We start from the raw sequence: 21,051 nt of genomic DNA, 5'->3' as shown, positions 1-21,051 counted from the left end.
CTAGCCGCCCTCGATGGCCAACCGAATCCGACGCTCCAACTGCTCCCCGGCCGGTGCGGGCACGTCGATCAATCCGGCGAGCTCTGACCGAGCCCGCTGATACGCGAGCTGCCGCTCCGCCGGCGTGGCCGTCTCGTCCGATGCGACGTTGACCAGCTTGCCCGCACGGGCGAGCGCCTCGCGTTCGTCCGGGGTGAAGCCGCTGTCCTTACGACGACGCGCCTCCCGCTCGGCGGCGTCGAAGGCCGCGCGGTATTCGATGACTGCGTCCCAGTACTTCTCGAAAGCGACCGGATCCACGTCGGCGCCGTCGCCTGCCGGACGCAGACCGTCGGCTCGTGCCCGCGCCGCATGGAACGCCTGCGTCAACGGTTCGCGCATGTCGATCATCAGCGGGAACTCGATGAGCGTCGCGAGGTCGAGTTCGTAGGCCATCCAGCGGTCGTCGACCTGATCGTGCATCGCGATGACCTTGGCGATCTGCGACGCCCCGGCCGTCTGGGTCTGCACCTGAGACACCTGCGCATTCGCCTTGATACGGGCCAGCTCGATCTTGTCCCGGCGTCGGCGCTCGTTGTACTTGGCCACCGAGCCGGCCCAGCCGCCGACGGCCGCGCCGACCGGGAAGATCAGCCACCAATTGTTTGATGCGAAGGACAGGATCTGGTCCACACGATCCAGCGTACGGCCTGGTTCACCACCGCCGCACTACCCTGAAGCCCATGGCCGACCCCACTGCGCCGCACCTGTCCGTCGACACCATCGACGAGTGGAACGTATGGCTCGCACAGCACCACGCAACATCCGGCGGGGTATGGCTGGTGTTCTGGCGCAACGGTTCCGGGCGCAATCCACTCGATTATGACGAAGCGGTCAGGGCAGCCCTCTGCTGGGGCTGGATCGACGGACACACCCGCACCATCGACGATCATCGTCGCGGCATGTGGTTCACCCGCCGCGGCCGCAACAGCGCGTGGGCCGCGTCCAACAAGAAGCGCGTCGCAGAACTCGTCGATCAGGGGCGCATGCAGCCACCCGGGCAGGCCGTCATCGACGACGCCAAGGCCCGCGGCCTCTGGACCCTCCTCGACGACGCCGAGGCACTCATCGAGCACCCCGATCTCACCACCGCACTCGACGCCGACCCCGCCGCCCGCGCCCACTGGGACGCCTTCCCGCCGAGCACCCGCAAGTTCGCTCTCACCCAAATCGCCCTGGCCAAACGCCCCGAGACCAAGGCCAAACGCATCGCGACCATCGCCGAGCAGGCCGCCCGCGATCAGCGGCCGGGCTGACGCGGCGAACTCACAGATCCGGAATCGGCAGATCCAGATTCGGCGCGATCAATCCGCCGTCGACCTCCAGGATCTTCCCCGTCATATACGACGACGCGGGCGACGCGAGATAGAGCGCGGCCGCCGCGATGTCGTCGGGTTCGCCGAGCCGGTGCAGCGGGGTGGCATCCTCGACGGCCGTCCGCATCCCGTCGTCGCCGGCGACGATGTCGAGGGCCGAGGTGTGAATCGATCCGGGCGCGATCCCGTTGACCCGAATCCTCGGGCTCACATCCATTGCGGCCAAGCGGGTGTACTGGGCGAGCGCTCCCTTCGCCGTCCCGTAGGCGGCCATTCCGCGTCCCGACACACGGCCCATGGTGGAGGTGATGTTGATGATCGATCCACCGTCCGGCGCCTGCAGCAGATGCGGCACCGCCGCCCGGCTCAATGCGTGCGCACTGGTCACGTTGAAGCTGAACGCGGCGTCAAGATGATGCGGCTTGGTGTCCATGAACGCCCGCGGCATCGCGCCGCCGACGTTGTTCACGACGATGTCCAGCCGCCCGAACGTGTCCACCGCGGTCTGCGCGAGCGCCGCCACCGCGTCGAGGTCGGACAGATCTGCGCTCACCACCTGCGCGCGGCGCCCCCGTGCCGCCACCTGCTCGGCCACCTCATCGAGCTGATCCTTGCTGCGCGCCGCGATCACCACATCGGCACCGGCGTCGGCGAAGGCCAGGGCAATTGCCGCGCCCAGCCCCCGCCCCGCGCCGGTGACGATCGCAACCTTGTCATCGATCCGGAACCTGTCGAGAATCACGCCCCGAGCATGCCAGAAAACACCCGGAAATAGAACGTGTTCTAGAAATCGTGACTAGCAAGCCCCAGCACCGAGTGGGCACAGACGACCGCCGGCTTTACGCCGACCGCCCCGCGACCCACGCCATGTCCGGGGTCCGATCTCCGACGGCGCGCAACGCCGAGAGCCGGGCGAGTTGCTCGGTACTGAGCACGACGTTCAGCGCCCCGATGTTCTCGTCGAGATAAGTCCGCCGCTTGGTGCCCGGAATCGGCACCACGTCGTCGCGAACCTTGCCTGCCACAACGAGTTCCGCCATTGCTTCGACAGTCTCCTCGATGGGACGAGTCGGATCGACGCGATGCAGGTAATACAGGTCGATCACATCGACACCAAGGCGCTGCAAGGAATCGTCGACGGCCTTGCGCAGATACTCCGGTGATCCGTTCGTGCCGTTGGGAAAACCGGTCTCCGGATCGGTGACGATGCCGAATTTTGTTGCCAGCACCACCTCGTCGGGACGATCCTTCAGCACCCCCGCGAGCAACCGCTCGTTGTCCCCGCCGCCGTACATGTCAGCGGTGTCGAGCAGATTCACCCCCTGGTCGAGGGCGTGATGCAGAGTTGCGGTCGCCTCGTCCTGATCGGCGGGGCCGTAGGCGAAACTCATTCCCATGCAACCCAATCCGAGCGCAGAGACCTCAAGGCCTCCGATCTTTCGGTGGGCGATGGTGTTGTGGTGAACAGTCACGGCTGCGTCCTTCCTCCATAGGTGGCGATCTTGTATTCCGTCGCGGCGAGCGACAGGGTGAGTTCGGCGATCTGGCGACGCACGGTGTCCCGGTGCTCAAGCAGCATCTCGAGGCGTTCCGGCACCGTTTCTTCGCCCTCATCCACCAGCTCGACGTAGTGCTGCAGATCCCGGACCGCCATGCCCGACAATCGCATTCGCGAGAGAAACACGAGCCGACGGATCGCGGCGTCGTCGTAGATCCGGTTACCGACGCCGTCGCGCGGCACGGTGACGAGGCCGATCCGCTCGTAGTACCGCAACGTGTGCGGCGACATGTCGAGCAGATCCGCCGCCTCGGCGACGCTCAACGGTTCCTCGATCGACGGCGCATCGACGAGGCTGTGGATCACCTCCACCGACAATGGACCGTCGACCTCACCGAGCGCCGCCAGCGCCTTGGCCATCAGTTGCTCTGAACTCATGGGACAGACGCTACGGGTTGGAGCGCACTCCAACGCAAGAGCTCAGACCAGCGAAGTACCAGCCGGGCGACCCCGCCGGATCAGAGCGAACTCAGTAATCCCGCGATGTGTCCACCCGCGACAACAGTTCCTCACCCGCGACGAACCGTCGGATGTTCTCCGCCACGTACGGGGCGAGCACCCGCGTCAACCCCGACGACGGGTTCGCGATGTGCGGGGTGATGATGACGTTCGGCAACGACCACAGCGGATCGTCGGGTGACGGCGGCTCCGGATCTGTGACATCCAGTGCGGCACCGGCGATTTCACCGGCGACCAGCGCCTCGTACAGATCGGCCTGATTCACCAGCGGGCCGCGGGCGACGTTCACGATCCACGCATGCGACGGCAATGCCGCGAGGCTCTGCTTGTTGATCATGTGCCGCGTCTCGGGGGTATCCGGCGCGGCCAGCACGACGTGATCGGTCGCGGCCCACACGTCCTCGAGTCGATCGGAGGTGAGTGTCTCGTCGGCACCGTCGACGGGTCGTCCCGACCGGTTCACCGCGATGACCCGCGCGCCGCCGGCCTTCAGTCGCGGTGTCAACGACGCCCCGATGCCACCGGCACCGACGATCGCAACCGTCGATCCGTGCAGGGAACGCACCGCGGTGTCGATCGGGTCCTTGTCCCAGCCGCGCAGCACGGAGGTGTTGATCTGGCGTAATCCGGCGAGCAGTAACGCCAGCGCGTGCTCGGCGACGTTCTCGGCGTAGAAGCCCGACGCGTTGGTCCACAGTCGCTTGTCGTCGAGGACTCCCGCCGAGACGAACCCCTCGATGCCGGCGGTCTTGAGGGCCACCCACTCGACGGAGTCGGGCAGGTCCGGGAATCCGGCCGGACCCTCGATCCAGACGAGCACCCGCGCCTCGTCGATCCCCACGATCCGCCCGCCGGCCCCCTCGATCGCCGCGGCGATGTGCTCGTCACGGACCGGTTCGAGCGCCACCAGCAGTTCGGTCATCAACCCGCCTCCGCAATCTCCCGCGCGGCCGAGGTGGCCAGTTCGTCGGCGATCTCGTTGTAGTGATCACCGTTGTGGCCCTTGACCCACTTCCAGGTCACGTCGTGCCGCTTCTCTTCCTCCACCAGACGCTGCCACAGGTCGACGTTCTTCACCGGCTTTTTGTCAGCCGTCTTCCAACCATTGGATTGCCAGCCTTTGACCCACTTCATGATGCCGTTACGGACATAGCTGGAATCGGTGTAGAGGACGACCGTCGACGGTCGCGTCAGCGCCGCAAGTCCCTCGATGGCCGCGCGCAGTTCCATCTTGTTGTTGGTGGTGTCGCGCTCGCCGCCCGAGATGCGTTTCTCCACACCGCGATACCGCATGATCGCACCCCAGCCACCGGGCCCTGGATTACCGAGACATGCACCGTCAGTAGATATTTCGACGACGCTCGGTGCGTCGGAAGCCACGGGATCTCCCTGGCCGGAATCAACATCGGTCACGGATGGCAGCGTACCCTGGGGTCTATGCCGACCTGGGATCCCGCCCGATACCTTCAGTTCGCCGACGACCGTGCCCGCCCGTTTTTCGATCTTCTCGCGCAGGTACCCATCGCACCGAAGTCCATCATCGACCTGGGCTGCGGCCCCGGCCAGCTCACCCGCCCGATGCGCTCGATCTGGCCCGAGGCCACCATTCTGGGCGTCGACTCGTCGGAGGCGATGATCGACACCGCCATCCGGGAGAACTCCGATCCGCACGCCAACTACGACGTCGCCGACCTGCGCACCTGGGAGCCCCCCACCACCGCGGACCTGATGGTGTCCAATGCGGTGTTCCAGTGGGTGCCCGATCAGTTCGACGTCATCGAACGACTGCTCGGCAGCCTCGCCGACGGCGGCGTCTTCGCCGTGCAGGTGCCCAACAACGCCGACGCGCCGAGTCACCTCAGCCTCCTCGAGCTGTCCCGCGACGCACGCTTCGCCGAGCATCTGGAGAACGCGCGACGCCTGCCCGCCGTCGAGCCGGAGGCCTACCTGGAGTTCTTCGCCGAGCGCGGCTACTCGGTCAACGCGTGGAGTACCACCTACCGTCACATCCTCGCCGGCCCCGATCCGGTCTTCGACTGGATCTCCGGCACCGGTGCCCGCCCCTACCTCGACGCCCTGCCCGACGATCTGCGCGGAGAGTTCGTCGACGACCTCAAGGCCCGCCTGCGCACGTCCTACCCCGCACGGCCGTACGGCACGGTGCTGCCGTTCCGGCGGACCTTCGCCGTCGCCACGCGCGCCTGACATACTCACTAGCCCGGAGAAGATGCTGATCTCACCGAAGCAGAGCGGTCTGTACACGCCCTACATCCATCCGGCGTCGACCGGTTCCACGCTGTATTTCGTGGTGTCGCGCTCGGACGACTACAACGTCATGCTCGTGGCCACCGATCTGACCAAGGTGTAGCGTCGGACACAGGCACGTTCTCCACAGGCACAGAACCGATGGGAGACATCATGAGCCAGCCTGTCACACCCCCGCCGCCGGGACCGCAGCCCACACCTGCTCCCGCCCCGATTCCCGAGCCTCCGCCGGAACCTCCGATGCCGGTTCCCGAACCGGAACCGATCCCGCAGCCCGGCCCCGAACCGGTGCCGAGTCCGCAACCGGGCCCGCCGCAACCGGATCCGCTCCCCCGACCGACGGTGATCTGACACGATCGTCTGATGGCCCGACGCGTCGTCCTCATCCGCGCCATCAACGTCGGCGGCGCCAAGCTCCCCATGGCTGATCTCCGGGAGATCGCGAAAGACCTTGGTGCCGAAGATATCTCAACCTACATCGCGTCCGGCAACCTGATCTGCACACCTCCGAAGGACACGGACTCCTTCGACCGCGCCCTCGAGCAGGCCATCGAGAACCGGTTCGGATTCTTTCGCGAGGTCATCAGCCGCGACGTCGACGAGTTGCGCGGCGCGCTGCAGGCGCACCCATTCACGATCGACGACGACAGGTTCAGCTACATCTACGCTCTGACCGGAACACCAGATGCCAAGAGGGCCGCGGCTTTCGAGGACCGCGATTTCGGCGACGACGAGTTACGCGTCGTCGGCAAGGATCTGCACATCCGCTACGCCAACGGTGCCGGCCAATCGACACTGACCGCACCGATGATCGCCAAGGGCCTCGGAGTCACCGGGACCGGCCGCAACCTGCGCACCATCCGCAAGCTCATCGAGCTCGCCGACGACTCGTAGCGGGTGGCGGGTCAGCTCACCGACGCAACGCCGATGTCGTGGCCTCGAGATCCTCGAGTTGCTGCTCCTTCGGCGCCTCCCACAGCCTGGTGGGCAACACCTCGAGCGCATGAATCGCCGTCTCGACGTGATCGATCGCCGCATCGTGCTCATCGCCGGTCAACGACGCCGCGGCGATCAGCTTGTCGTCGAGGTCGAACACCGCGTCGTCGAGCCGGTCCCGCGCCGCGACCAACGACTCATCGCGGGGGATCGCCGGATTCTGGTGCACGTCGGCGATCGCGTACCGAATCCTTCGGTGCAACAGGGCCTCCGGCGTGTTGGCCCGAGCCCACTCTTCCGGCGCCCGTGCGGGCTTACCCGGAATCAGGTCGGTGGAGTGCGCGAACTTCCGCACCCGCTTATCCGAATCCCACGCGAACCAGGCGACCCCGACGAGGATGAACAGACCCACCAGCACCGCCACACCGATGACGACCCACGCGACCACGTCCAACCTCCTCGTTCGCCGACCCTTCACTCGAACCTTAGCCCCTCCCACCCCGGCCCCCGCCCGGCCATGCACTGAGTGGCGCGTCTCAGCACTGACCGGGCGCAATTCGGCCCTACTCCTCGACCGGCGCGAACTCCGGCATGTCGATGATCCGCACCCACGAGCCGTCGGCCTGCTTCCGGACCACCTGTGCCCGCGCGCCGGCACCGTCGCGGGGCGCCGTCGACGTCAGTGCCAGGTCCTCGCCGTAATACAGCGTGGGCAGCGGATCCTCTGCCGCGAACGTCGGCCGATGCGCCAGCACCTGCGCCCAGAGCTCACGGATCGCTTCCCTACCCTGCGTGACCTGGCCCGCGGGGTAGCCCATCGTGGCGTCCTCGTCGTAGAGCGACGCCACGGCATCCGCGTCGCCGTCGTTGGAGAACTGAACGAACAGCGCGGTGATGTCTTCCGGTGTCTGTGCGGTCGTGTGAGTCATGGTCTCTCCTTCTGATCGGTCTCTTCGTGCGTATCTCCGAGTCTGCGACCCGCCAGAGCAGAAGTCCAAGCACTTGTTCTTCTTCCACACATAACCAGTATTTATGGATAATCGACGCATGGAGTTACGCCAGCTCGAGTACTTCGTCGCCGTCGCCACCCTCTCCGGGTTCACCGCCGCCGCCGATTCGCTGCACACCACCCAGCCGAATATCAGCGCCCAGATCCGTTCTCTGGAAAAGGAATTGGGCGCGCCACTCTTCCACCGCAGCGGCCGGACGGTCTCCCTGACCACCGCCGGCCAGGCCGCACTCCCCCGGGCCCGGGCCGCACTCGTCGCCGCGTCGTCGGTCGCCGCGTCCGTCGCCGACGTCACCAAGGTGCTGACGGGCAGGCTTGCGGTCGGGATGGTCGAGGGATGCAGCGTCGCGCCGCTGTTCGACGCGCTGGGAACCTTCCGGCAGGCACACCCCGGCGTCGAACTCACCCTCGCGGAGAATGCGTCGCACACGATGCTCGACGACACCTCCCGCGCCACCCTCGACGTCGCGCTCACCGGGTGGTCGGGCGCACTCCCCGCCGCACTGGGATCACTCCCGGTCATCACCGAACCCGTCGTGGCCGTCGTCCGCGATGATCACCGCCTCGCCCGCCGCGACGCCATCAGCACCGCGGAACTACTCCGCCACGACCTGATCTGCCTCCCCCGCGGGGCCGGCATCCGCGCCGTATTCGATCAGGCGACCGGCTCGCCGCGCGTCGCGCTCGAGGCGTCGTCACCCGACGCCATCCTTGCCCTCGTCGACGCGGGGATCGGCATCGGCATCCTCAGTCGGTCGATCGCCGACGCAACAGACCGCCAGGTCACCGGCTTGCCGATCCGCGGCCTCACCACGCACGCCACCCTCGGATTCGTGTGGGCCGAACCGATATCCCCCGTCGTCGATGCCTTCATGACCCACGTGCGGGACGCGTTCGACCTGCACTCACCCGCCCAATAACCACCCTCCGGGACACACCCACCGTCGAATACCGACCCGACGCCTCTCCCCAGGGCGGAAATTGGGAGCAATCCCTACGAACCACCAGGCTACAAACCGCCACCCAGCTACGACGCCAGCAACCGAACCAACCCGATGATGCCGACGACGACGATCACCGCACGCAATGCGGTCGGGGAGAGTCGACGACCGTACCGTGCCCCCAGCACCCCGCCGACGAGCGATCCGACGGCGATCAGCCCGGCCGCGGCCCAGCTGATCCGGTCGAAGGCGACGATCGTATAGGTGACGGCCGCAACGACATTCACGATCAACGACAGCAGATTCTTCGCGGCATTCATGCGCTGCAGATCGTCGGGCACGATGATGCCGAGCGCCGCGATCAGCATGATGCCCTGCGCGGCCGTGAAGTAGCCGCCGTAGATACCGATGAGGAAGGTCGCGGTGACCATGGCGAAGATGCGCAGCGGGGTCATCGGGAGTCGTTCGACAGTGGTTCCGGGTGCGAATCCGGTACGGCGGGCCACCCAGCGCTGCAGGCGCGGCTGAGCCACCACCAGGATCAGCGCCGCGATCAACAGCACCGGAACCACTGCCTCGAAAACCGTCTCGGGCAGGTTCAACAGCAGGGCGCACCCGACGATCGCGCCAAGAAACGACGCCGGTATCTGCCACCGCAACTGTCGCCACTGACCGCGCAGCTCACGGCGGTATCCCCACGTGCCGGACACCCCACCGGCGACCAACCCGATCGCGTTCGAGATCGTGGCGGTGACCGGCGGATACCCGAAACTGACCAGGGTCGGGAACGTGATCAGGGTGCCGCTGCCGACGAGCGTGTTGATCGCACCCGCACCCATGCCCGCGGCCAGGATCGCCACGGCCTCCCAAAAACTCATGCGTCCACGGTGCCATGACCAGGTAGGCGTCGTGCTGCGGGGTCAAGTCGTAGGGTGAACAGCATGTCAGCCACCGACGCGACCGTTGAGCAGATCCTGCGGACCTACGACACGATCACCGTGGTCGGGGCGAGCGCCAACCCGTCGAAAGCCGCCAATGAGGTCCCCGCGTACATGCAGGCGCGCGGGTGGCGCATCATCCCGGTCAATCCGCATGCCGACGAGATCGTGGGTGAACGCGTCTACCGGACCCTCGGCGACATCCCCGAGCAGGTCGGCCTCGTCGACGTCTTCCGTCCCGCCGCCGATGCACCGGAGGTGGCGCGTGCGGCAGTGGCGGCCGGGGCGTCGGCGCTGTGGCTGCAGCTGGGCATCGTCTCCGCCGAGGCACGACGCATCGCCGAGGATGCCGGGCTGCTGTATGTGGAGGATCGCTGCCTGATCATCGAGCAACGTCGCACCGGCATCGCCCCGGGGTGAGTCACGTGGACACCGACATCGACATCCACGCCGACGCCGCGCTCCCGACGAGCCTGCTCCTCGCCGCCTTCCTCATCACGTTCCTGATCACCCGCAGCATCACCCGGCTGATCCGTGCGGGCCGGGGACCGTTCAAGAACAACGTGCGCGGCGGCGTCCACATCCACCACGCGGTGCCGGGCATCGTCCTGCTCATCTCCGGTGCGGTGCTGTCGGTGGCGTCGACGGGACGCTCGCCGGCGCTGGAGATCGCCGCGGTGCTGATCGGTGTCGGCGCTTCGCTGGTGCTCGACGAGTTCGCCCTGATCCTGCACATGCAGGACGTCTATTGGTCGCGGCAGGGGCAACTGTCGGTCCAGGTGGTGTTCCTCGCGAGCGCCATCATCGGGTTGGTCGCGCTGGGTTTCAATCCCCTGCACGACGACGCGGGCACCGGCTGGATCTTCTTCGCCGTGACCCTCCCGATTCACCTCTGCGTCGTGCTGGCCTGCGTCTACAAGGGCAAATACTCGATGGCGGCCGTCGGCGCATTCATTCCGCCCGTCGCGTGGGTCGGGGCGGTGCGGCTGGCCCGGCCGACGTCGGGCTGGGCACGACGCTGGTATTCACCGGAGAAGGTCGCGCGGGCCCGGACGCGCGCGCAGATCGTCGACAAGCGTTATGGCCGTTGGGGTTTGGATCTGGAAGATCTCGTCGCGGGAGCGCCGTCAGAACCGAACCCGACGTCGACAACGACCCCTGCGCCCACTCAGCACTGACACGCGCCCACTCGGTGCGACATGAACAATATGTGCACAACCTTGGCTTACCGCATCCGACCGACGACGATCATCGCAAGCCCCGAGGAAAGGCGCTCGATGACATCCCGACTCATCCGCCCGCACTGGACCGTCGCCCGCACCTGGTTCCTGCAGCCGGCTCTCCCCGACGCCGACGACCGGTTCGCCCGTGCCGCAGCATCTCCCGTCGACGTGGTGATCCTCGATCTCGAAGACGGCCTGCCCGCACCGCACAAGGATGCCGGTCGTGCCGCCGCGGCGCAGTGGCTGCAGCAGCATCATGCGTGGGTCCGCATCGGCGACATCACGTCGGACACGTGGGCCGCCGATCTGGCCGCCATCGGCTCCACGCCCGGCCTCGACGGTGTGGTGCTCGCGAAGACCGAGTCCCCCGATCACGTCGTCGCGACCGCCGCACATCTGCCCGCGCACATCCCGATCATCGCGCTCATCGAGTCCGCGCGCGGCCTCGAGGACGCCACCGACATCGCCCGCTCGTCGCGCTGCTCACGGCTTGCCTTCGGCGTCGGCGATTTCCGCCGCGACACCGGCATCTCCGACGACCCGATGGCGCTGGCCTACGCCCGCTCCCGGCTGGTCATCTCGAGCCGCGCGGCGGAGTTGCCCCCGCCGATCGACGGCCCGACGCTGCGGACCAACACCCGACGCCTCGCCCGCGACTGCGCGGTCGCCAAGTCGATGGGCATGTCCGCGCGCCTGTGCCTGGACCTCGGCCACGCGGAGACGATCAACAACCTGCTGAGCCCGTCCCCGGACGAGATCTCCGCAGCACGCGGCGTCGTCGAACGTCTCGGCGACGGTGCGAGCGTCTACGACGGCAGCGACCTGCCCAACCTGGCGCGCGCGGAGGCCACCCTCGAACTCGCCGGCAAGTTGGGGCTCGACGGGCAGTCCTGAGCGCACCGCAGATTCCCATCGAACGCCGCACTCACCCCCGATCAACCCCGATTCCGTGCAGCAGCAACTCCGTCATGTGATCCACCCAGTCGTCGTCGAAGACGTCGGTGGCATCGACGCCGGGCGGGATGAGTAGCGATCGCAGCATCGCCGCGCCGCCGAGCGCCTCGATGAGCCGATCCGGGTCGACGTCCTCATGGACCTCACCCTGCTCGACGGCCGTCACCAACCGCGCCCGCACCTCCGCGAACACCTCGGCGAATCTCCCGTGGACCCGTGCCGAGAGATCCTCGTCGCTGGAGGTGTCGGCGATCAGACCGGGCAGTGCGGCGCGCGTGACCGGGTCGGCGAAGACGTCGCGGGCCAGCGCGACCATCGCCGCGATGTCCTCGGCGATGTCGCCGGTCGGCGCCGCCATCGAGGTCACCGTCGAGAACGTCGCGGCGTGCACCAGTTCCGCCTTGCCCGACCAGCGCCGGTACAGCGTCGTCTTCGCCGTCCCCGCCCGCTGCGCGACCGCACCGATCGTCAGCGCCGCGTAACCGACCGCGAGCAACTCCTCGCGCACCGCGGCGAGTACCGCCGCATCTATGTTCTGGTCTCTTGGCCGACCCGCCCCCGTGGACATGTCTTCTGTTATAGCCTCTCCGACATATCGCTACGCTCCGTATCGATACTCGGACAGAGGAGTCCCGATGACCACCGACTCGCCGATCAGCCAGATCGATCACCTCCAACGATCCAGCCGCGACACCGCGTCCCTCCCCGACGCCCTCGCCGCCTGGCTCGCCGAGGTCCTGCCCGATCACACCGCCCCCGACATCACCGTCGACGCCGGCGTCGACGCCAACGGCATGTCGTCGGAGACGATCATCGTCACCGCACACCTCACCGAGGGCAGCAAGCAGGTCGAGCGCAAGTGGGTCGTGCGCATGGCCCCCGGCGTCGACGACGTCCCGGTCTTCGGCAGCTACCGCATGGATCATCAGTTCGACGTCATGCGGCTCGCCGCCGAGCACACCGACGTCCCGATCCCCGCCGTCCGCTGGCTCGAACCCACCGGAGACGTCCTCGGACAACCGTTCTTCGTGATGGATCATGTCGACGGCCTCGTCCCGCCCGACGTGATGCCCTACACCTTCGGCGGCAACTGGCTGGCCGACGCCCCTCCCGAACGGCAACGCTCACTGCAGGATTCGACGGTCGGCATCATCGCGGCGCTGCACTCCATCCCCGACGCCGAGCAGGTGTTCGCCTTCCTCGACGACCCCACCGAACCCGGCACCACCCCCGGGACTGCACTGCGCCGCCGCCTGAACTGGCTACAGGAGTGGTACGTCTACTGCCAACAGGGCATCGGCGGTTCGGCCCTCGTCGACCGCGCCCTCACCTGGCTGGAAACCCATTTCCCCGACGACGTCGCCGCCACGCCGTCGGTGTTGTGCTGGGGTGATTCCCGCATCGGCAATGTGCTGTATCAGGACTTCACCCCGGTCGGTGTGCTCGACTGGGAGATGGCCACCCTCGGCCCCCGAGAACTCGATGTCTCGTGGATCATCTTTGCCCACAACGTCTTCCAGGAACTCTGCGGACTCGCCGATCTCCCCGGCATGCCCGACTTCCTCCGCGAGGAGGACGTCCGCGCCACCTACAGCGAACTCACCGGCATCGAGCTGGGTGATCTCCGCTGGTTCCACGTCTACGCCGGGGTCATCTGGTGCTGCGTCTTCCTGCGGACGGGGGCGCGCCGCATCCACTTCGGTGAACTCGAGCGTCCCGACGATCTCGACGCGACCCTCTTCTATCACCGCTCCCTACTCGAACGCCTGATCACGGAGGAAGCCTAGCCATGCTCGGACCCATGGACGAGTTCCCGATTCATCAACTCCCCCAACCCATTGCCTGGCCGGGAAGTTCGGATCGGAACTTCTACGACCGCTCCTATTTCAACGCCCATGACCGCACCGGCAACCTGTTCCTCATCACCGGGATCGGCTATTACCCGAACCTCGGTGTGAAGGACGCCTTCGTCCTGCTCTCCCGTGACGTCGACGGCGCGCCCACCCAGACCGCGATCCATCTGTCCGACGGCATCGATCAGGATCGAATGCATCAGCACGTCAACGGATATCGCGTCGAGGTCACCGACCCGCTGCGCTCACTGCGGATCGTCATGGACGAGACCGAAGGGATCGCTCTGGACCTCACCTGGGACGGACTCTTCGATCCCCTGCTCGAGCAACCCCACGTGATGCGCACCGGCACCCGCATCACCCTCGACGCCCAGCGCTTCGCCCAGGTCGGCACGTGGCGCGGCACCATCATCGTCGACGACGAGCAGATTGAGGTGAATCCGTCCACGTGGATCGGCAGCCGCGATCGCTCCTGGGGCATCCGGCCCATCGGTGAAGCCGAGCCACCCGGCCGACCCGCGGATCCGCCGTTCGACGGCATGTGGTGGCTCTACATCCCGATGGCGTTCGACGATTTCCAGCTCGTCCTCATCATGCAGGAATCCCCGGATGGGTTCCGCTCTCTCAACGACTGCACCCGCATCTGGAAGGACGGCCGCATCGAACAGCTGGGGTGGCCACGCATCGACATCCACTATCGTTCCGGCACAAGGATTCCCACCGGTGCGACCATCGACGCGACGGCCTCCCACGGCGCACCCGTGCGCATCGAGGTGGAATCGCGACGCGCCGTCCCGATCCACGTCGGCGGCGGCTACGGCGGCGATCCGGACTGGCTGCACGGCATGTGGAAGGGCGACGGCTTCACCGAGCGTCTCACCTATCAGCTCGACGATCCGGCCGTCGCCGGCCGCATCGCCTTCGGCGCCGTCGATCACGTCGGCCGCGCCACCTGCCGCGAATCGGATGGCACCACCCGCGAGGGGTGGGGCCTCTTCGAGCACTTCGCCCTCGGCCGCCACGACCCGTCCGGCTTCCACGACTGGCTCGACACCGCCCCCTGACCCCTGACCCCTGACCCCAACCCACCCCACCTCTGGGCACGCTCCGCGCGTAGCGTCGGGTGTATGTCCACCTCACCCGCAGGCTCTGCCCGCGTCGCCGTCATCGGAGCCGGCATCGTGGGCCTGGCCGCCGCCCATCACCTGGCCGAGCAGGGATGCACCGTCACCATCTACGAGACCGGGCAACCGGGCTTCGGTCAATCGGCCGGGCAATCGCGGATCTTCCGCCACGCCCACGACGACCCGCGCCTGGTCGATCTGGCCATCCGCGCCCGCCGGCAGTGGCTGGCGTGGGAGGAGTTCTACGACGTACCGCTGCTGTCCTGCGCAGGAGGAATAGCGTTGGGCACCAGCGCCATCAACCGTCTCGCGATCCTCGAGCAGCATCCCGAACTCCGCGCGCGCCCCGTTACCCCCGACGAGCTCGCGCACCTCTTACCCGCCCTCGCCCCCTACGACGGCGAGGCCGTCCACGATCCCGACGGCGGGTCGATCTTCACCCGCGCCGCGATCAGTGCCATCGCCGGGCGCTTCGCCGAGAACATCGTCACCGAGCAGGTCATCTCGCTCCGTGAGGTCCCGACCGGCGTCGAAATCCGTTGCCCCACAACTATGAATACTCATGACGCGGTCGTCGTCTGCGCCGGACGGGGCACCGCACCCCTCATGCGCGGTCTCGGTGTCGACATCCCGGTCACCCTCGGCGCCCACGTACGCGTCTCATTCGACCGACTCGCGCCGGCATCACCGCCGCCACCAGCCACGCCGACACTCCCCACCCTGCAGGACGGCAGCAACGCCTTCGGGTTCTCCGGCATCTACGCTGCCGCCTACCCCGACGACTCCGGCTATGGTCTGGGAACCTCGGATTGGGTTGCAGCGCACGAGGATGGTGCGCTCACCGATCCCGACGCACTCCCGCGGTTCGCCGAGCAGGCCGTCGAGTACGTCCGCGCCGCACTCCCCGGACTCGATCCCACACCCCACGACATCGTGCACTGCTGGGTCACGACGCTGCCGTGGGGCGACGACGGCGTGGGCATCTGGCAGTCGGGGAATGTCGTCGCCCTCGCCGGTCATAACCTCTTCAAGCATGCGCCGGTGCTCGGCGAGGCGCTGGCGAGGACCGTCGTCGACGGCGTCGTAGCCGACGGTTTCGAACCCGAGGCGCAACTCGGCCGGTCGACATCCTGAGCTTTCGGCGTACAGTCGAGTCACGGGGGTCATCTCGACGACGAGAGGAACCAGCACCATGGCAGAGGAACTCACCGGACTGACGGTCGCATTTCTGGTCGCACCCGAGGGCATCGAACAGGTCGAACTCACCGAACCCTGGCAGGCCGTCGAATCCGTCGGCGGCACACCGCGTCTCGTCTCCACGGAGCCCGGCACCGTGCAGGCCTTCCATCACCTCGACAAGGCCGACACGTTTCCCGTGGATGTCACCGTGGGCGACGCCTCGATCGTCGATTTCGACGCCCTCGTCCTTCCGGGTGGGGTCGCCAATCCCGACGCCCTGCGCACCGATGACACAGCGGTGCGCTTCATCAAGGAGTTCTTCGACGCCGGGAAACCCGTCGCCGCGATCTGCCACGCCCCCTGGACGCTGGTGGAGGCCGACGTCGTCAAGGGGCGCACCCTCACCTCCTGGCCGAGCGTGCACACCGACATCGTCAACGCCGGCGGCACCTGGGTCGACGAGGAGGTCGTGGTGGACCGCAACGGCAGCAACGTCCTGATCACCAGCCGCAAACCCGATGATCTGGCGGCGTTCGACGCCACCATCATCGTCGAGGTCGCACGCGCCGCCGCGCACGCCTGAGCGCGGGGCCGACGATCCATCACGGCACGCCAGGATCGTCCTGAAAATCGGCGCTGTCGCGCGTTTTCGAGGAAGAACGGCCGGAAATCAGGACGTTTCTGGCATACCCGAGGCCGTGTAGGGTCTCGAGAGTGACTCTGCAGCAACAGATCAGCGATCGGCGGAGTGGCATCCTGCTGTTCGCGCTCACTCCGCCCCGCCTCGCCACCGCCCAGGAGAAGGCTGCGGAGATCGCCGCTGCCACCATCGCGCGGCTGGACGGACTGGACCTCGACGGCCTGGTCCTCTACGACATCGACGACGAGAGCGACCGCAACCCCGACGAGCGCCCGTTTCCCTTCCTGCCCACCATGGACCCGGCGGACTTCCTGGCCCAGCACCTCGACGCGTGGCACACGCCCGTCGTGATCTACCGCTCGGTGGGCAAGTACGCCGAGCCGGCGCTCACCACCTGGCTGCAGCGGCAAGACCCTTCTCGAGCCCTCACCGTCTTCGTCGGCGCATCGTCATCCGAGAAGGCCGTCGATGTGACTCTGCCTCGGGCACAACAACTTCGGGAGCAGATCAAGCCGGACCTGTTGATGGGCGGCGTCGCCATCCCCGAGCGCCACTCCCGCAACGGCGACGAGCACGAGCGGCTCCTCGCGAAGGAGTCGGCCGGGGCCTCGTTCTTCATCACCCAGGTGATCTACGACGTCGACGCCGCCAAGACCCTGGTGTCGGATTATCACTACGAATGTCTCGCCCGCGGCCATCGCCCGGCGCCTGTCATCTTCACGCTCTCGGTGTGCGGCTCGATGAAGACGCTGGAGTTTCTGCGCTGGCTCGGTGTGGACGTGCCGCGCTGGCTGGAGAACGATCTGCGGCACGCCGCGGACACGCTCGCCGAGTCCTTGGACAACGCGCTGGTCATCGCACGGGAACTGATCGCCTTCTGCCGCCGCCTCGGCGTACCGTTCGGCTTCAACGTGGAGAGCGTGTCGAACCGACGCACCGAGATCGAGGCATCGGTGCGCCTCGCCGCGCAACTGCGCGACGAACTGCAGCTCGACGAACCGCGGCAAAACGAACCGGGGTGAGCCGCCCGGTACCGGGCACTGTGGACCCGGAGGGCCTCAGGGCTGCTGCACCACGCTGATCACCGGACGCGTCACCTGCCGCACCGACTCCGTCGGCGCCTCGGGGTCGGCATGGAAGTCCAGCTTCCGCGCGATGCCGTCAAGGGTGCAGTAGCCATCCTCGATCGCGCGGATCAGCAGCGCGATCTTGGTGTTCGCGGGGCGGCCGGCATCGCGGTACTTGACGCGGATCCGGGCCAGATGCGTGCGCACCGTCGCGCCCGTGACAAACAGACGCGTGGCCACCTCGCTCTTGGTGTCGCAGATCAGCCAGGTGGTGAGGATCTCGATCTCGCGGGCGCTGAGCTCGGGAGTTGAGGTCTTGTCGACCTCGTCTACATGTCCTCCCGGCACCATGGACCCGACAACTGAGGCAGCCTCCAACGGCTCCTCGATGTTCATCAGTGTCACAGCTGTGAACCTTTCCGATAGTGCAGATCGCTCCCCGCTACCAGAAAACTTAGAACACTCTGTGTCGTGCAGCCAGCCGCAAGTTACTGTGCCATCCACATGGGGGGCATAGTTAGCCAAACGAAATGGTTCGGTGAACGAGACCTTCCCCACTGACCTCCAGCCGCACGCTACCACCGTCATCCTCGCTGAGAACAGAGGCGACAATTTTTCTTCCGGGCGGCAACACCCGCACGCACACCCGCCCCGACGTCGCCGCAGAGAGCGCGTCGGTGGCCACACCACGGATCGCCGTCAACAGTTCGGGCACGTCAGGGCGTAGATCCCCCAGTCCGCCGTCGTCGAGGAAGACGACCTCGACACCCCGTGATCGCGCCGCGTACGCGGCCTCCTCCACCTCGGAGGTGGCAAGAATCGGCGCCCGCAGCCGGTCGCGCAGGTGCGCTTCGAGCAGTGCACTCTCGAACCGTTCGGCGTCCGTGAGATCACCGCCCTCGGCGATCCGCACGAGCATCGGCCGCGCGAGCTGATCGAGATCGTGGAGCTGTTTGCCCCGCTCGTCGGCGGCGGCCTCCTCCGCGGAGGCGTCGGCGATGCGCGCGGTGGCCTTCTCCCGCAGCGAGAAGACCGACGCCGCGGTGGGCCGGATCGTGTGGGCCAGAAAGATGCCCATGATCAGCGGTGCCGCGTCGGGGGCGAGCAGCCCCGCGCCGTGCAGGAACGAGCGACCGTCGACGACGACGGCGGCGATCCCGTAGACCACCACCATCCCCGCGAAGCCCAACCAGGGCGCCGCGCGTCGGCCCCGCACACTGAGAAAGAAGCACATCGCCGTGCCCGCACCGTGCACCCAGGACACCATCATCGAGCCCACCGGATAGGCCGAGACCGCGAGCACCATCGCGCTGGCGACCGGTCCGGTCACCGCCACCAGCGTCGTCGCCCAGACCGGCAGCGGGTCGTCGTGGATCATCACCAGCATGACCCCCGCGATGGTCAGCATCCCGGCGGCCGCCAATGCCACCACGAGTTGCACCGTCGTCTGGCTCATCGCCACCGCCACGATGACCAGCGCCACGGAGAAGAACCCGATGATCATCCAGAGCCCGCGGGACCGCATCCCGACCAGGTCCAGCAGGTTCGACGGCGACTGCGGCACCGGCGCGCACGGCGCGTCCCGGATTCGGGCCGGTCCGGCGGTCATGACGGCGCCGTCCAGGACAGCCGCACGACGGTGCCCCGCCCGATCACCGAGATGATCTCGGCCTCCGCGCCGGCCAACTGGTCCATGCGACCGCGGATGGACCCGAGCACACCCATCCGGTCACCCGGAAGTGCGGAGACATCGAATCCGGCACCGTTGTCGGCGATCTCGACACGCAGATTCCCTGCGACCGCGTGCGCCGACACGACCACCGTCGCATCCGGTCCCGCATGCCGTTTGCTGTTGCGGACCGCCTCGGCGGCGGCGGCGGTGATCGTGCGGATGACACCCACCGGGAACTGCGACGACGCGTCGTCGGGATGGACGTCGGTGGCGAACTTCAGGCGTGGGAGCAGCATCGTGACAGCGGCACGGATCTGGGCGACGGCTATGCCCACCGGGATCGGATGGTGCTCGGCCGCGTTGCCTCGGGCGAGCCAGTCGATGTCGTCGAGCGCGCTACGCGCACGCAGCGCGAGATATGGGGTGCGGCCCTGCCGCGCGGCGGCGAGCAGGGTCGCCATGACCGCCTCATGGGTGAGCTGATCGAAGCGTCGTCGTTCATCGGCGCGGGCCGATGCGGCCGCGGTCTCCCGGATGGTCGCGAATGCGTCGGAGCGTTCCTTGTCGAAGATCTCGATGGTGCGCAGTGCCATCACCGCCGCCGCGAAGTAGACCAGACAGTAGGCGACCGACCACACGACATCGGGCAGCATCGGGATGTTCATGGCCGGCGTGCGCACCACCTGATTGATGCCGTCGGTGGCGACGATCATCACGCACAGCAGGCCGAAGATCAGGATCGGCCGGTTCAGTCCGATTGCCGCGACCACACCGATCAGCCCGGGCAGCTGTCCCAGCCAGATCCCCGAGCTCAGGTCGATCTGCACGCCGTTCCAGCCGAACCACCACAGCGCGATCGAGATCAGATACCCCATCACCGCGATCGCGGCGACGATCCTGATGGTGCGCACCGAACCGCGGAACCCGAACGCCGCCATCGCGATTCCCGTCCCGAAGACCAACGGGATGGCGACAACGTTCCACCATGCGTCCATCACCGCGAAGGACGAGCGGATGGTCGGGATGAGCAGCAGGGCGAAGGTCAGGTAGCCGATCCCCATGAACACCGACGCCTGCCGCATGAGTTTGCGACCGGCCGTCTCGTCGAGCCGCTCGGCGACGGCGGTCAACGACGAGATCGTGCCGGTCTCGCTGAGTGCCGGGATCGGTCCGCTGTTCAGCGACGGAAGCGGCGTGGAATCGGCAGCCATCCGTCCTCGATCGCCCGCTTGTAGAGATCCGCTTTCGTCGGCGCCGCACGCCCGACCGCGCTGTACTTCGCCCGGATGCGGTTCACGTAGTCGCTCACCGTCTCCCGGGAGAGCCCGAGTGCGGCGGCCACACCCGCGGTGGACTCGCCGGCCGCATACAGTTCCAGCACCCGTCGCAGCTGGGGTGAGAGGTCGACGAAACCGGGATCGGCGTCGATCGCGGCGGCCCAGTCCATCGTCGGGACGGGCTCGCCCGCCGCCGCCTGCCGCAGCGCGTCGACGAGTTCGCGTTCCTTCATGTTCTTGCGCAGCACCCCCAGCACACCCGCCGATGCCGCGGCACGCACCAGGTACGGCTCGTCCCCGGAGGTGTACACCAGCGTCGGGACACCTGCCTCGCGCAGCGCCTCGACGTTCTGTTCGGGCGACGATCCGTCCTCGAGACGCAGGTCGAGGACCGCGATGTCAATGGGTGCGCCGGTGTCGATCAGGCTCGCCACCGTCGTCGCCCACGCGGAACATCGCATGTCCGATTGTTCGTCGACCAGCGTGCGCACTCCCCTGATGATCGACTCGTGATCGTCGACCACCCCGACCCGGATGACTGCTTCAGCTGGCCCCACATTCGCTGAAGTCATATATCGATGATGTATCACGTACACATTCG

At 67.2% G+C, this 21,051-nt stretch carries 27 protein-coding genes; 13 read left to right on the top strand and 14 right to left on the bottom strand.

Features of this window, described 5'->3' with window-relative positions:
* Entirely contained in the window at positions 1 to 672 is a 672-nt protein-coding gene (locus ACZ4TW_RS18055; protein WP_465544917.1) for a hypothetical protein, read from the bottom strand.
* Positions 673 to 722: 50 nt separating this feature from the next.
* Here ACZ4TW_RS18055 and ACZ4TW_RS18050 point away from each other — a divergent pair, with 50 nt between their 5' ends.
* On the top strand, positions 723 to 1,295 hold the full coding sequence (locus ACZ4TW_RS18050; protein ID WP_465544915.1) for a YdeI/OmpD-associated family protein: 573 nt from the start codon (positions 723 to 725) through the stop codon (positions 1,293 to 1,295).
* A gap of 10 nt (positions 1,296 to 1,305) precedes the next feature.
* Here the strand turns inward: ACZ4TW_RS18050 and ACZ4TW_RS18045 are convergent, their stop codons facing one another.
* The 5 genes from ACZ4TW_RS18045 to rnhA form a co-directional block, all read right to left on the bottom strand.
* Positions 1,306 to 2,097, bottom strand: a complete 792-nt coding sequence (locus ACZ4TW_RS18045; protein WP_465544913.1) for an SDR family oxidoreductase — start codon at positions 2,095 to 2,097, stop codon at positions 1,306 to 1,308.
* 97 nt (positions 2,098 to 2,194) lie between these two features.
* Positions 2,195 to 2,827, bottom strand: coding sequence for an aldo/keto reductase (locus ACZ4TW_RS18040; protein ID WP_465544911.1), 633 nt, complete (start codon positions 2,825 to 2,827; stop codon positions 2,195 to 2,197).
* Positions 2,824 to 3,291, bottom strand: a complete 468-nt coding sequence (locus ACZ4TW_RS18035; RefSeq protein ID WP_465544909.1) for a MerR family transcriptional regulator — start codon at positions 3,289 to 3,291, stop codon at positions 2,824 to 2,826. Before ACZ4TW_RS18035 ends, ACZ4TW_RS18040 begins: the two co-directional genes overlap by 4 nt.
* Positions 3,292 to 3,382: 91 nt before the next feature.
* Entirely contained in the window at positions 3,383 to 4,294 is a 912-nt protein-coding gene (locus ACZ4TW_RS18030; protein WP_465544907.1) for a D-isomer specific 2-hydroxyacid dehydrogenase family protein, read from the bottom strand.
* Complete coding sequence (rnhA, locus tag ACZ4TW_RS18025) at positions 4,294 to 4,785, bottom strand: ribonuclease HI (RefSeq protein ID WP_465544905.1); 492 nt, start codon at positions 4,783 to 4,785, stop codon at positions 4,294 to 4,296. The genes ACZ4TW_RS18030 and rnhA overlap by 1 nt, the downstream gene beginning before the upstream one ends.
* Before the next feature lie 24 nt (positions 4,786 to 4,809).
* On the opposite strand from rnhA, the gene ACZ4TW_RS18020 reads away from it, so the two are divergent.
* The 3 genes from ACZ4TW_RS18020 (at position 4,810) to ACZ4TW_RS18010 (ending at position 6,531) form a co-directional block, all read left to right on the top strand.
* The gene (locus ACZ4TW_RS18020; RefSeq protein WP_465544903.1) at positions 4,810 to 5,577 is read left to right on the top strand and encodes a methyltransferase domain-containing protein; all 768 of its coding nucleotides are present in this window, start codon (positions 4,810 to 4,812) and stop codon (positions 5,575 to 5,577) included.
* Between the two features lie 22 nt (positions 5,578 to 5,599).
* On the top strand, positions 5,600 to 5,740 hold the full coding sequence (locus ACZ4TW_RS18015; RefSeq protein WP_465544901.1) for a hypothetical protein: 141 nt from the start codon (positions 5,600 to 5,602) through the stop codon (positions 5,738 to 5,740).
* A 260-nt stretch (positions 5,741 to 6,000) separates the two neighbouring features.
* Entirely contained in the window at positions 6,001 to 6,531 is a 531-nt protein-coding gene (locus tag ACZ4TW_RS18010) for a DUF1697 domain-containing protein (protein WP_465544899.1), read from the top strand.
* Positions 6,532 to 6,547: 16 nt separating this feature from the next.
* Here ACZ4TW_RS18010 and ACZ4TW_RS18005 read toward each other — a convergent pair whose 3' ends face one another.
* Together ACZ4TW_RS18005 and ACZ4TW_RS18000 are read right to left on the bottom strand one after the other, a co-directional pair.
* A complete protein-coding gene (locus ACZ4TW_RS18005) occupies positions 6,548 to 7,021 on the bottom strand; it encodes a hypothetical protein (protein ID WP_465544897.1) in 474 nt (157 codons plus the stop codon).
* 115 nt (positions 7,022 to 7,136) lie between these two features.
* Positions 7,137 to 7,502 carry a YybH family protein gene (locus ACZ4TW_RS18000; RefSeq protein WP_465544895.1) on the bottom strand — a complete coding sequence of 122 codons (366 nt, stop codon included), beginning with the start codon at positions 7,500 to 7,502 and terminating at the stop codon, positions 7,137 to 7,139.
* Positions 7,503 to 7,620: 118 nt separating this feature from the next.
* Between ACZ4TW_RS18000 and ACZ4TW_RS17995 the strand changes: the two genes are divergently transcribed.
* Entirely contained in the window at positions 7,621 to 8,502 is an 882-nt protein-coding gene (locus ACZ4TW_RS17995) for a LysR family transcriptional regulator (RefSeq protein ID WP_465544893.1), read from the top strand.
* 107 nt (positions 8,503 to 8,609) lie between these two features.
* Here the strand turns inward: ACZ4TW_RS17995 and ACZ4TW_RS17990 are convergent, their stop codons facing one another.
* On the bottom strand, positions 8,610 to 9,401 hold the full coding sequence (locus ACZ4TW_RS17990; RefSeq protein ID WP_465544891.1) for a sulfite exporter TauE/SafE family protein: 792 nt from the start codon (positions 9,399 to 9,401) through the stop codon (positions 8,610 to 8,612).
* A 63-nt stretch (positions 9,402 to 9,464) separates the two neighbouring features.
* Here ACZ4TW_RS17990 and ACZ4TW_RS17985 point away from each other — a divergent pair, with 63 nt between their 5' ends.
* The 3 genes from ACZ4TW_RS17985 to ACZ4TW_RS17975 all read left to right on the top strand — a co-directional run bounded on the left by ACZ4TW_RS17985 (position 9,465) and on the right by ACZ4TW_RS17975 (position 11,578).
* A complete protein-coding gene (locus ACZ4TW_RS17985; RefSeq protein WP_465544890.1) occupies positions 9,465 to 9,881 on the top strand; it encodes a CoA-binding protein in 417 nt (138 codons plus the stop codon).
* Positions 9,882 to 9,886: 5 nt separating this feature from the next.
* Entirely contained in the window at positions 9,887 to 10,639 is a 753-nt protein-coding gene (locus tag ACZ4TW_RS17980) for a hypothetical protein (RefSeq protein ID WP_465544888.1), read from the top strand.
* Between the two features lie 99 nt (positions 10,640 to 10,738).
* Positions 10,739 to 11,578: an HpcH/HpaI aldolase/citrate lyase family protein gene (locus tag ACZ4TW_RS17975; RefSeq protein ID WP_465544886.1), complete on the top strand. Its 840-nt coding sequence runs from the start codon at positions 10,739 to 10,741 to the stop codon at positions 11,576 to 11,578.
* A 31-nt stretch (positions 11,579 to 11,609) separates the two neighbouring features.
* Here the strand turns inward: ACZ4TW_RS17975 and ACZ4TW_RS17970 are convergent, their stop codons facing one another.
* Entirely contained in the window at positions 11,610 to 12,206 is a 597-nt protein-coding gene (locus ACZ4TW_RS17970) for a TetR/AcrR family transcriptional regulator (RefSeq protein WP_465544884.1), read from the bottom strand.
* 67 nt (positions 12,207 to 12,273) lie between these two features.
* Between ACZ4TW_RS17970 and ACZ4TW_RS17965 the strand changes: the two genes are divergently transcribed.
* The 5 genes from ACZ4TW_RS17965 (at position 12,274) to ACZ4TW_RS17945 (ending at position 17,456) form a co-directional block, all read left to right on the top strand.
* Positions 12,274 to 13,425 (top strand): phosphotransferase family protein, encoded by a 1,152-nt coding sequence (locus ACZ4TW_RS17965; RefSeq protein WP_465544882.1) that lies wholly within the window; start codon positions 12,274 to 12,276, stop codon positions 13,423 to 13,425.
* A 2-nt stretch (positions 13,426 to 13,427) separates the two neighbouring features.
* Positions 13,428 to 14,555, top strand: coding sequence for an Rv3169 family protein (locus ACZ4TW_RS17960; protein ID WP_465544880.1), 1,128 nt, complete (start codon positions 13,428 to 13,430; stop codon positions 14,553 to 14,555).
* Positions 14,556 to 14,618: 63 nt separating this feature from the next.
* Positions 14,619 to 15,749, top strand: a complete 1,131-nt coding sequence (locus ACZ4TW_RS17955; RefSeq protein ID WP_465544878.1) for an NAD(P)/FAD-dependent oxidoreductase — start codon at positions 14,619 to 14,621, stop codon at positions 15,747 to 15,749.
* A gap of 58 nt (positions 15,750 to 15,807) precedes the next feature.
* On the top strand, positions 15,808 to 16,377 hold the full coding sequence (locus tag ACZ4TW_RS17950; RefSeq protein WP_465544876.1) for a type 1 glutamine amidotransferase domain-containing protein: 570 nt from the start codon (positions 15,808 to 15,810) through the stop codon (positions 16,375 to 16,377).
* A gap of 131 nt (positions 16,378 to 16,508) precedes the next feature.
* Entirely contained in the window at positions 16,509 to 17,456 is a 948-nt protein-coding gene (locus ACZ4TW_RS17945; protein ID WP_465544874.1) for a methylenetetrahydrofolate reductase, read from the top strand.
* Positions 17,457 to 17,492: 36 nt separating this feature from the next.
* Here the strand turns inward: ACZ4TW_RS17945 and ACZ4TW_RS17940 are convergent, their stop codons facing one another.
* The 4 genes from ACZ4TW_RS17940 to ACZ4TW_RS17925 form a co-directional block, all read right to left on the bottom strand.
* Positions 17,493 to 17,897 carry a LuxR C-terminal-related transcriptional regulator gene (locus ACZ4TW_RS17940; RefSeq protein WP_465544872.1) on the bottom strand — a complete coding sequence of 135 codons (405 nt, stop codon included), beginning with the start codon at positions 17,895 to 17,897 and terminating at the stop codon, positions 17,493 to 17,495.
* A gap of 121 nt (positions 17,898 to 18,018) precedes the next feature.
* Entirely contained in the window at positions 18,019 to 19,110 is a 1,092-nt protein-coding gene (locus ACZ4TW_RS17935) for a hypothetical protein (protein WP_465544870.1), read from the bottom strand.
* The gene (locus tag ACZ4TW_RS17930; RefSeq protein WP_465544868.1) at positions 19,107 to 20,384 is read right to left on the bottom strand and encodes a sensor histidine kinase; all 1,278 of its coding nucleotides are present in this window, start codon (positions 20,382 to 20,384) and stop codon (positions 19,107 to 19,109) included. The genes ACZ4TW_RS17935 and ACZ4TW_RS17930 overlap by 4 nt, the downstream gene beginning before the upstream one ends.
* Positions 20,351 to 21,022 (bottom strand): response regulator transcription factor, encoded by a 672-nt coding sequence (locus ACZ4TW_RS17925; RefSeq protein WP_465544866.1) that lies wholly within the window; start codon positions 21,020 to 21,022, stop codon positions 20,351 to 20,353. Before ACZ4TW_RS17925 ends, ACZ4TW_RS17930 begins: the two co-directional genes overlap by 34 nt.
* Positions 21,023 to 21,051: the final 29 nt, after the last annotated feature.

This window comes from Agromyces sp. NPDC029043 (genome assembly GCF_055564615.1).
This window is presented reverse-complemented; position numbering and strand designations above follow the sequence as displayed.

Coding starts and splice junctions, on each gene's coding strand:
- ACZ4TW_RS18050 (WP_465544915.1), top strand. CDS start 723: ATGGCCGACCCCACTGCGCCGCACCTGTCCGTCGACACCATCGACGAG.
- ACZ4TW_RS18035 (WP_465544909.1), bottom strand. CDS start 3,291: ATGAGTTCAGAGCAACTGATGGCCAAGGCGCTGGCGGCGCTCGGTGAG.
- ACZ4TW_RS18030 (WP_465544907.1), bottom strand. CDS start 4,294: ATGACCGAACTGCTGGTGGCGCTCGAACCGGTCCGTGACGAGCACATC.
- ACZ4TW_RS18020 (WP_465544903.1), top strand. CDS start 4,810: ATGCCGACCTGGGATCCCGCCCGATACCTTCAGTTCGCCGACGACCGT.
- ACZ4TW_RS18015 (WP_465544901.1), top strand. CDS start 5,600: ATGCTGATCTCACCGAAGCAGAGCGGTCTGTACACGCCCTACATCCAT.
- ACZ4TW_RS18010 (WP_465544899.1), top strand. CDS start 6,001: ATGGCCCGACGCGTCGTCCTCATCCGCGCCATCAACGTCGGCGGCGCC.
- ACZ4TW_RS18000 (WP_465544895.1), bottom strand. CDS start 7,502: ATGACTCACACGACCGCACAGACACCGGAAGACATCACCGCGCTGTTC.
- ACZ4TW_RS17995 (WP_465544893.1), top strand. CDS start 7,621: ATGGAGTTACGCCAGCTCGAGTACTTCGTCGCCGTCGCCACCCTCTCC.
- ACZ4TW_RS17990 (WP_465544891.1), bottom strand. CDS start 9,401: ATGAGTTTTTGGGAGGCCGTGGCGATCCTGGCCGCGGGCATGGGTGCG.
- ACZ4TW_RS17985 (WP_465544890.1), top strand. CDS start 9,465: ATGTCAGCCACCGACGCGACCGTTGAGCAGATCCTGCGGACCTACGAC.
- ACZ4TW_RS17975 (WP_465544886.1), top strand. CDS start 10,739: ATGACATCCCGACTCATCCGCCCGCACTGGACCGTCGCCCGCACCTGG.
- ACZ4TW_RS17970 (WP_465544884.1), bottom strand. CDS start 12,206: ATGTCCACGGGGGCGGGTCGGCCAAGAGACCAGAACATAGATGCGGCG.
- ACZ4TW_RS17965 (WP_465544882.1), top strand. CDS start 12,274: ATGACCACCGACTCGCCGATCAGCCAGATCGATCACCTCCAACGATCC.
- ACZ4TW_RS17960 (WP_465544880.1), top strand. CDS start 13,428: ATGCTCGGACCCATGGACGAGTTCCCGATTCATCAACTCCCCCAACCC.
- ACZ4TW_RS17955 (WP_465544878.1), top strand. CDS start 14,619: ATGTCCACCTCACCCGCAGGCTCTGCCCGCGTCGCCGTCATCGGAGCC.
- ACZ4TW_RS17950 (WP_465544876.1), top strand. CDS start 15,808: ATGGCAGAGGAACTCACCGGACTGACGGTCGCATTTCTGGTCGCACCC.
- ACZ4TW_RS17940 (WP_465544872.1), bottom strand. CDS start 17,897: ATGAACATCGAGGAGCCGTTGGAGGCTGCCTCAGTTGTCGGGTCCATG.
- ACZ4TW_RS17935 (WP_465544870.1), bottom strand. CDS start 19,110: ATGACCGCCGGACCGGCCCGAATCCGGGACGCGCCGTGCGCGCCGGTG.
- ACZ4TW_RS17930 (WP_465544868.1), bottom strand. CDS start 20,384: ATGGCTGCCGATTCCACGCCGCTTCCGTCGCTGAACAGCGGACCGATC.
- ACZ4TW_RS17925 (WP_465544866.1), bottom strand. CDS start 21,022: ATGACTTCAGCGAATGTGGGGCCAGCTGAAGCAGTCATCCGGGTCGGG.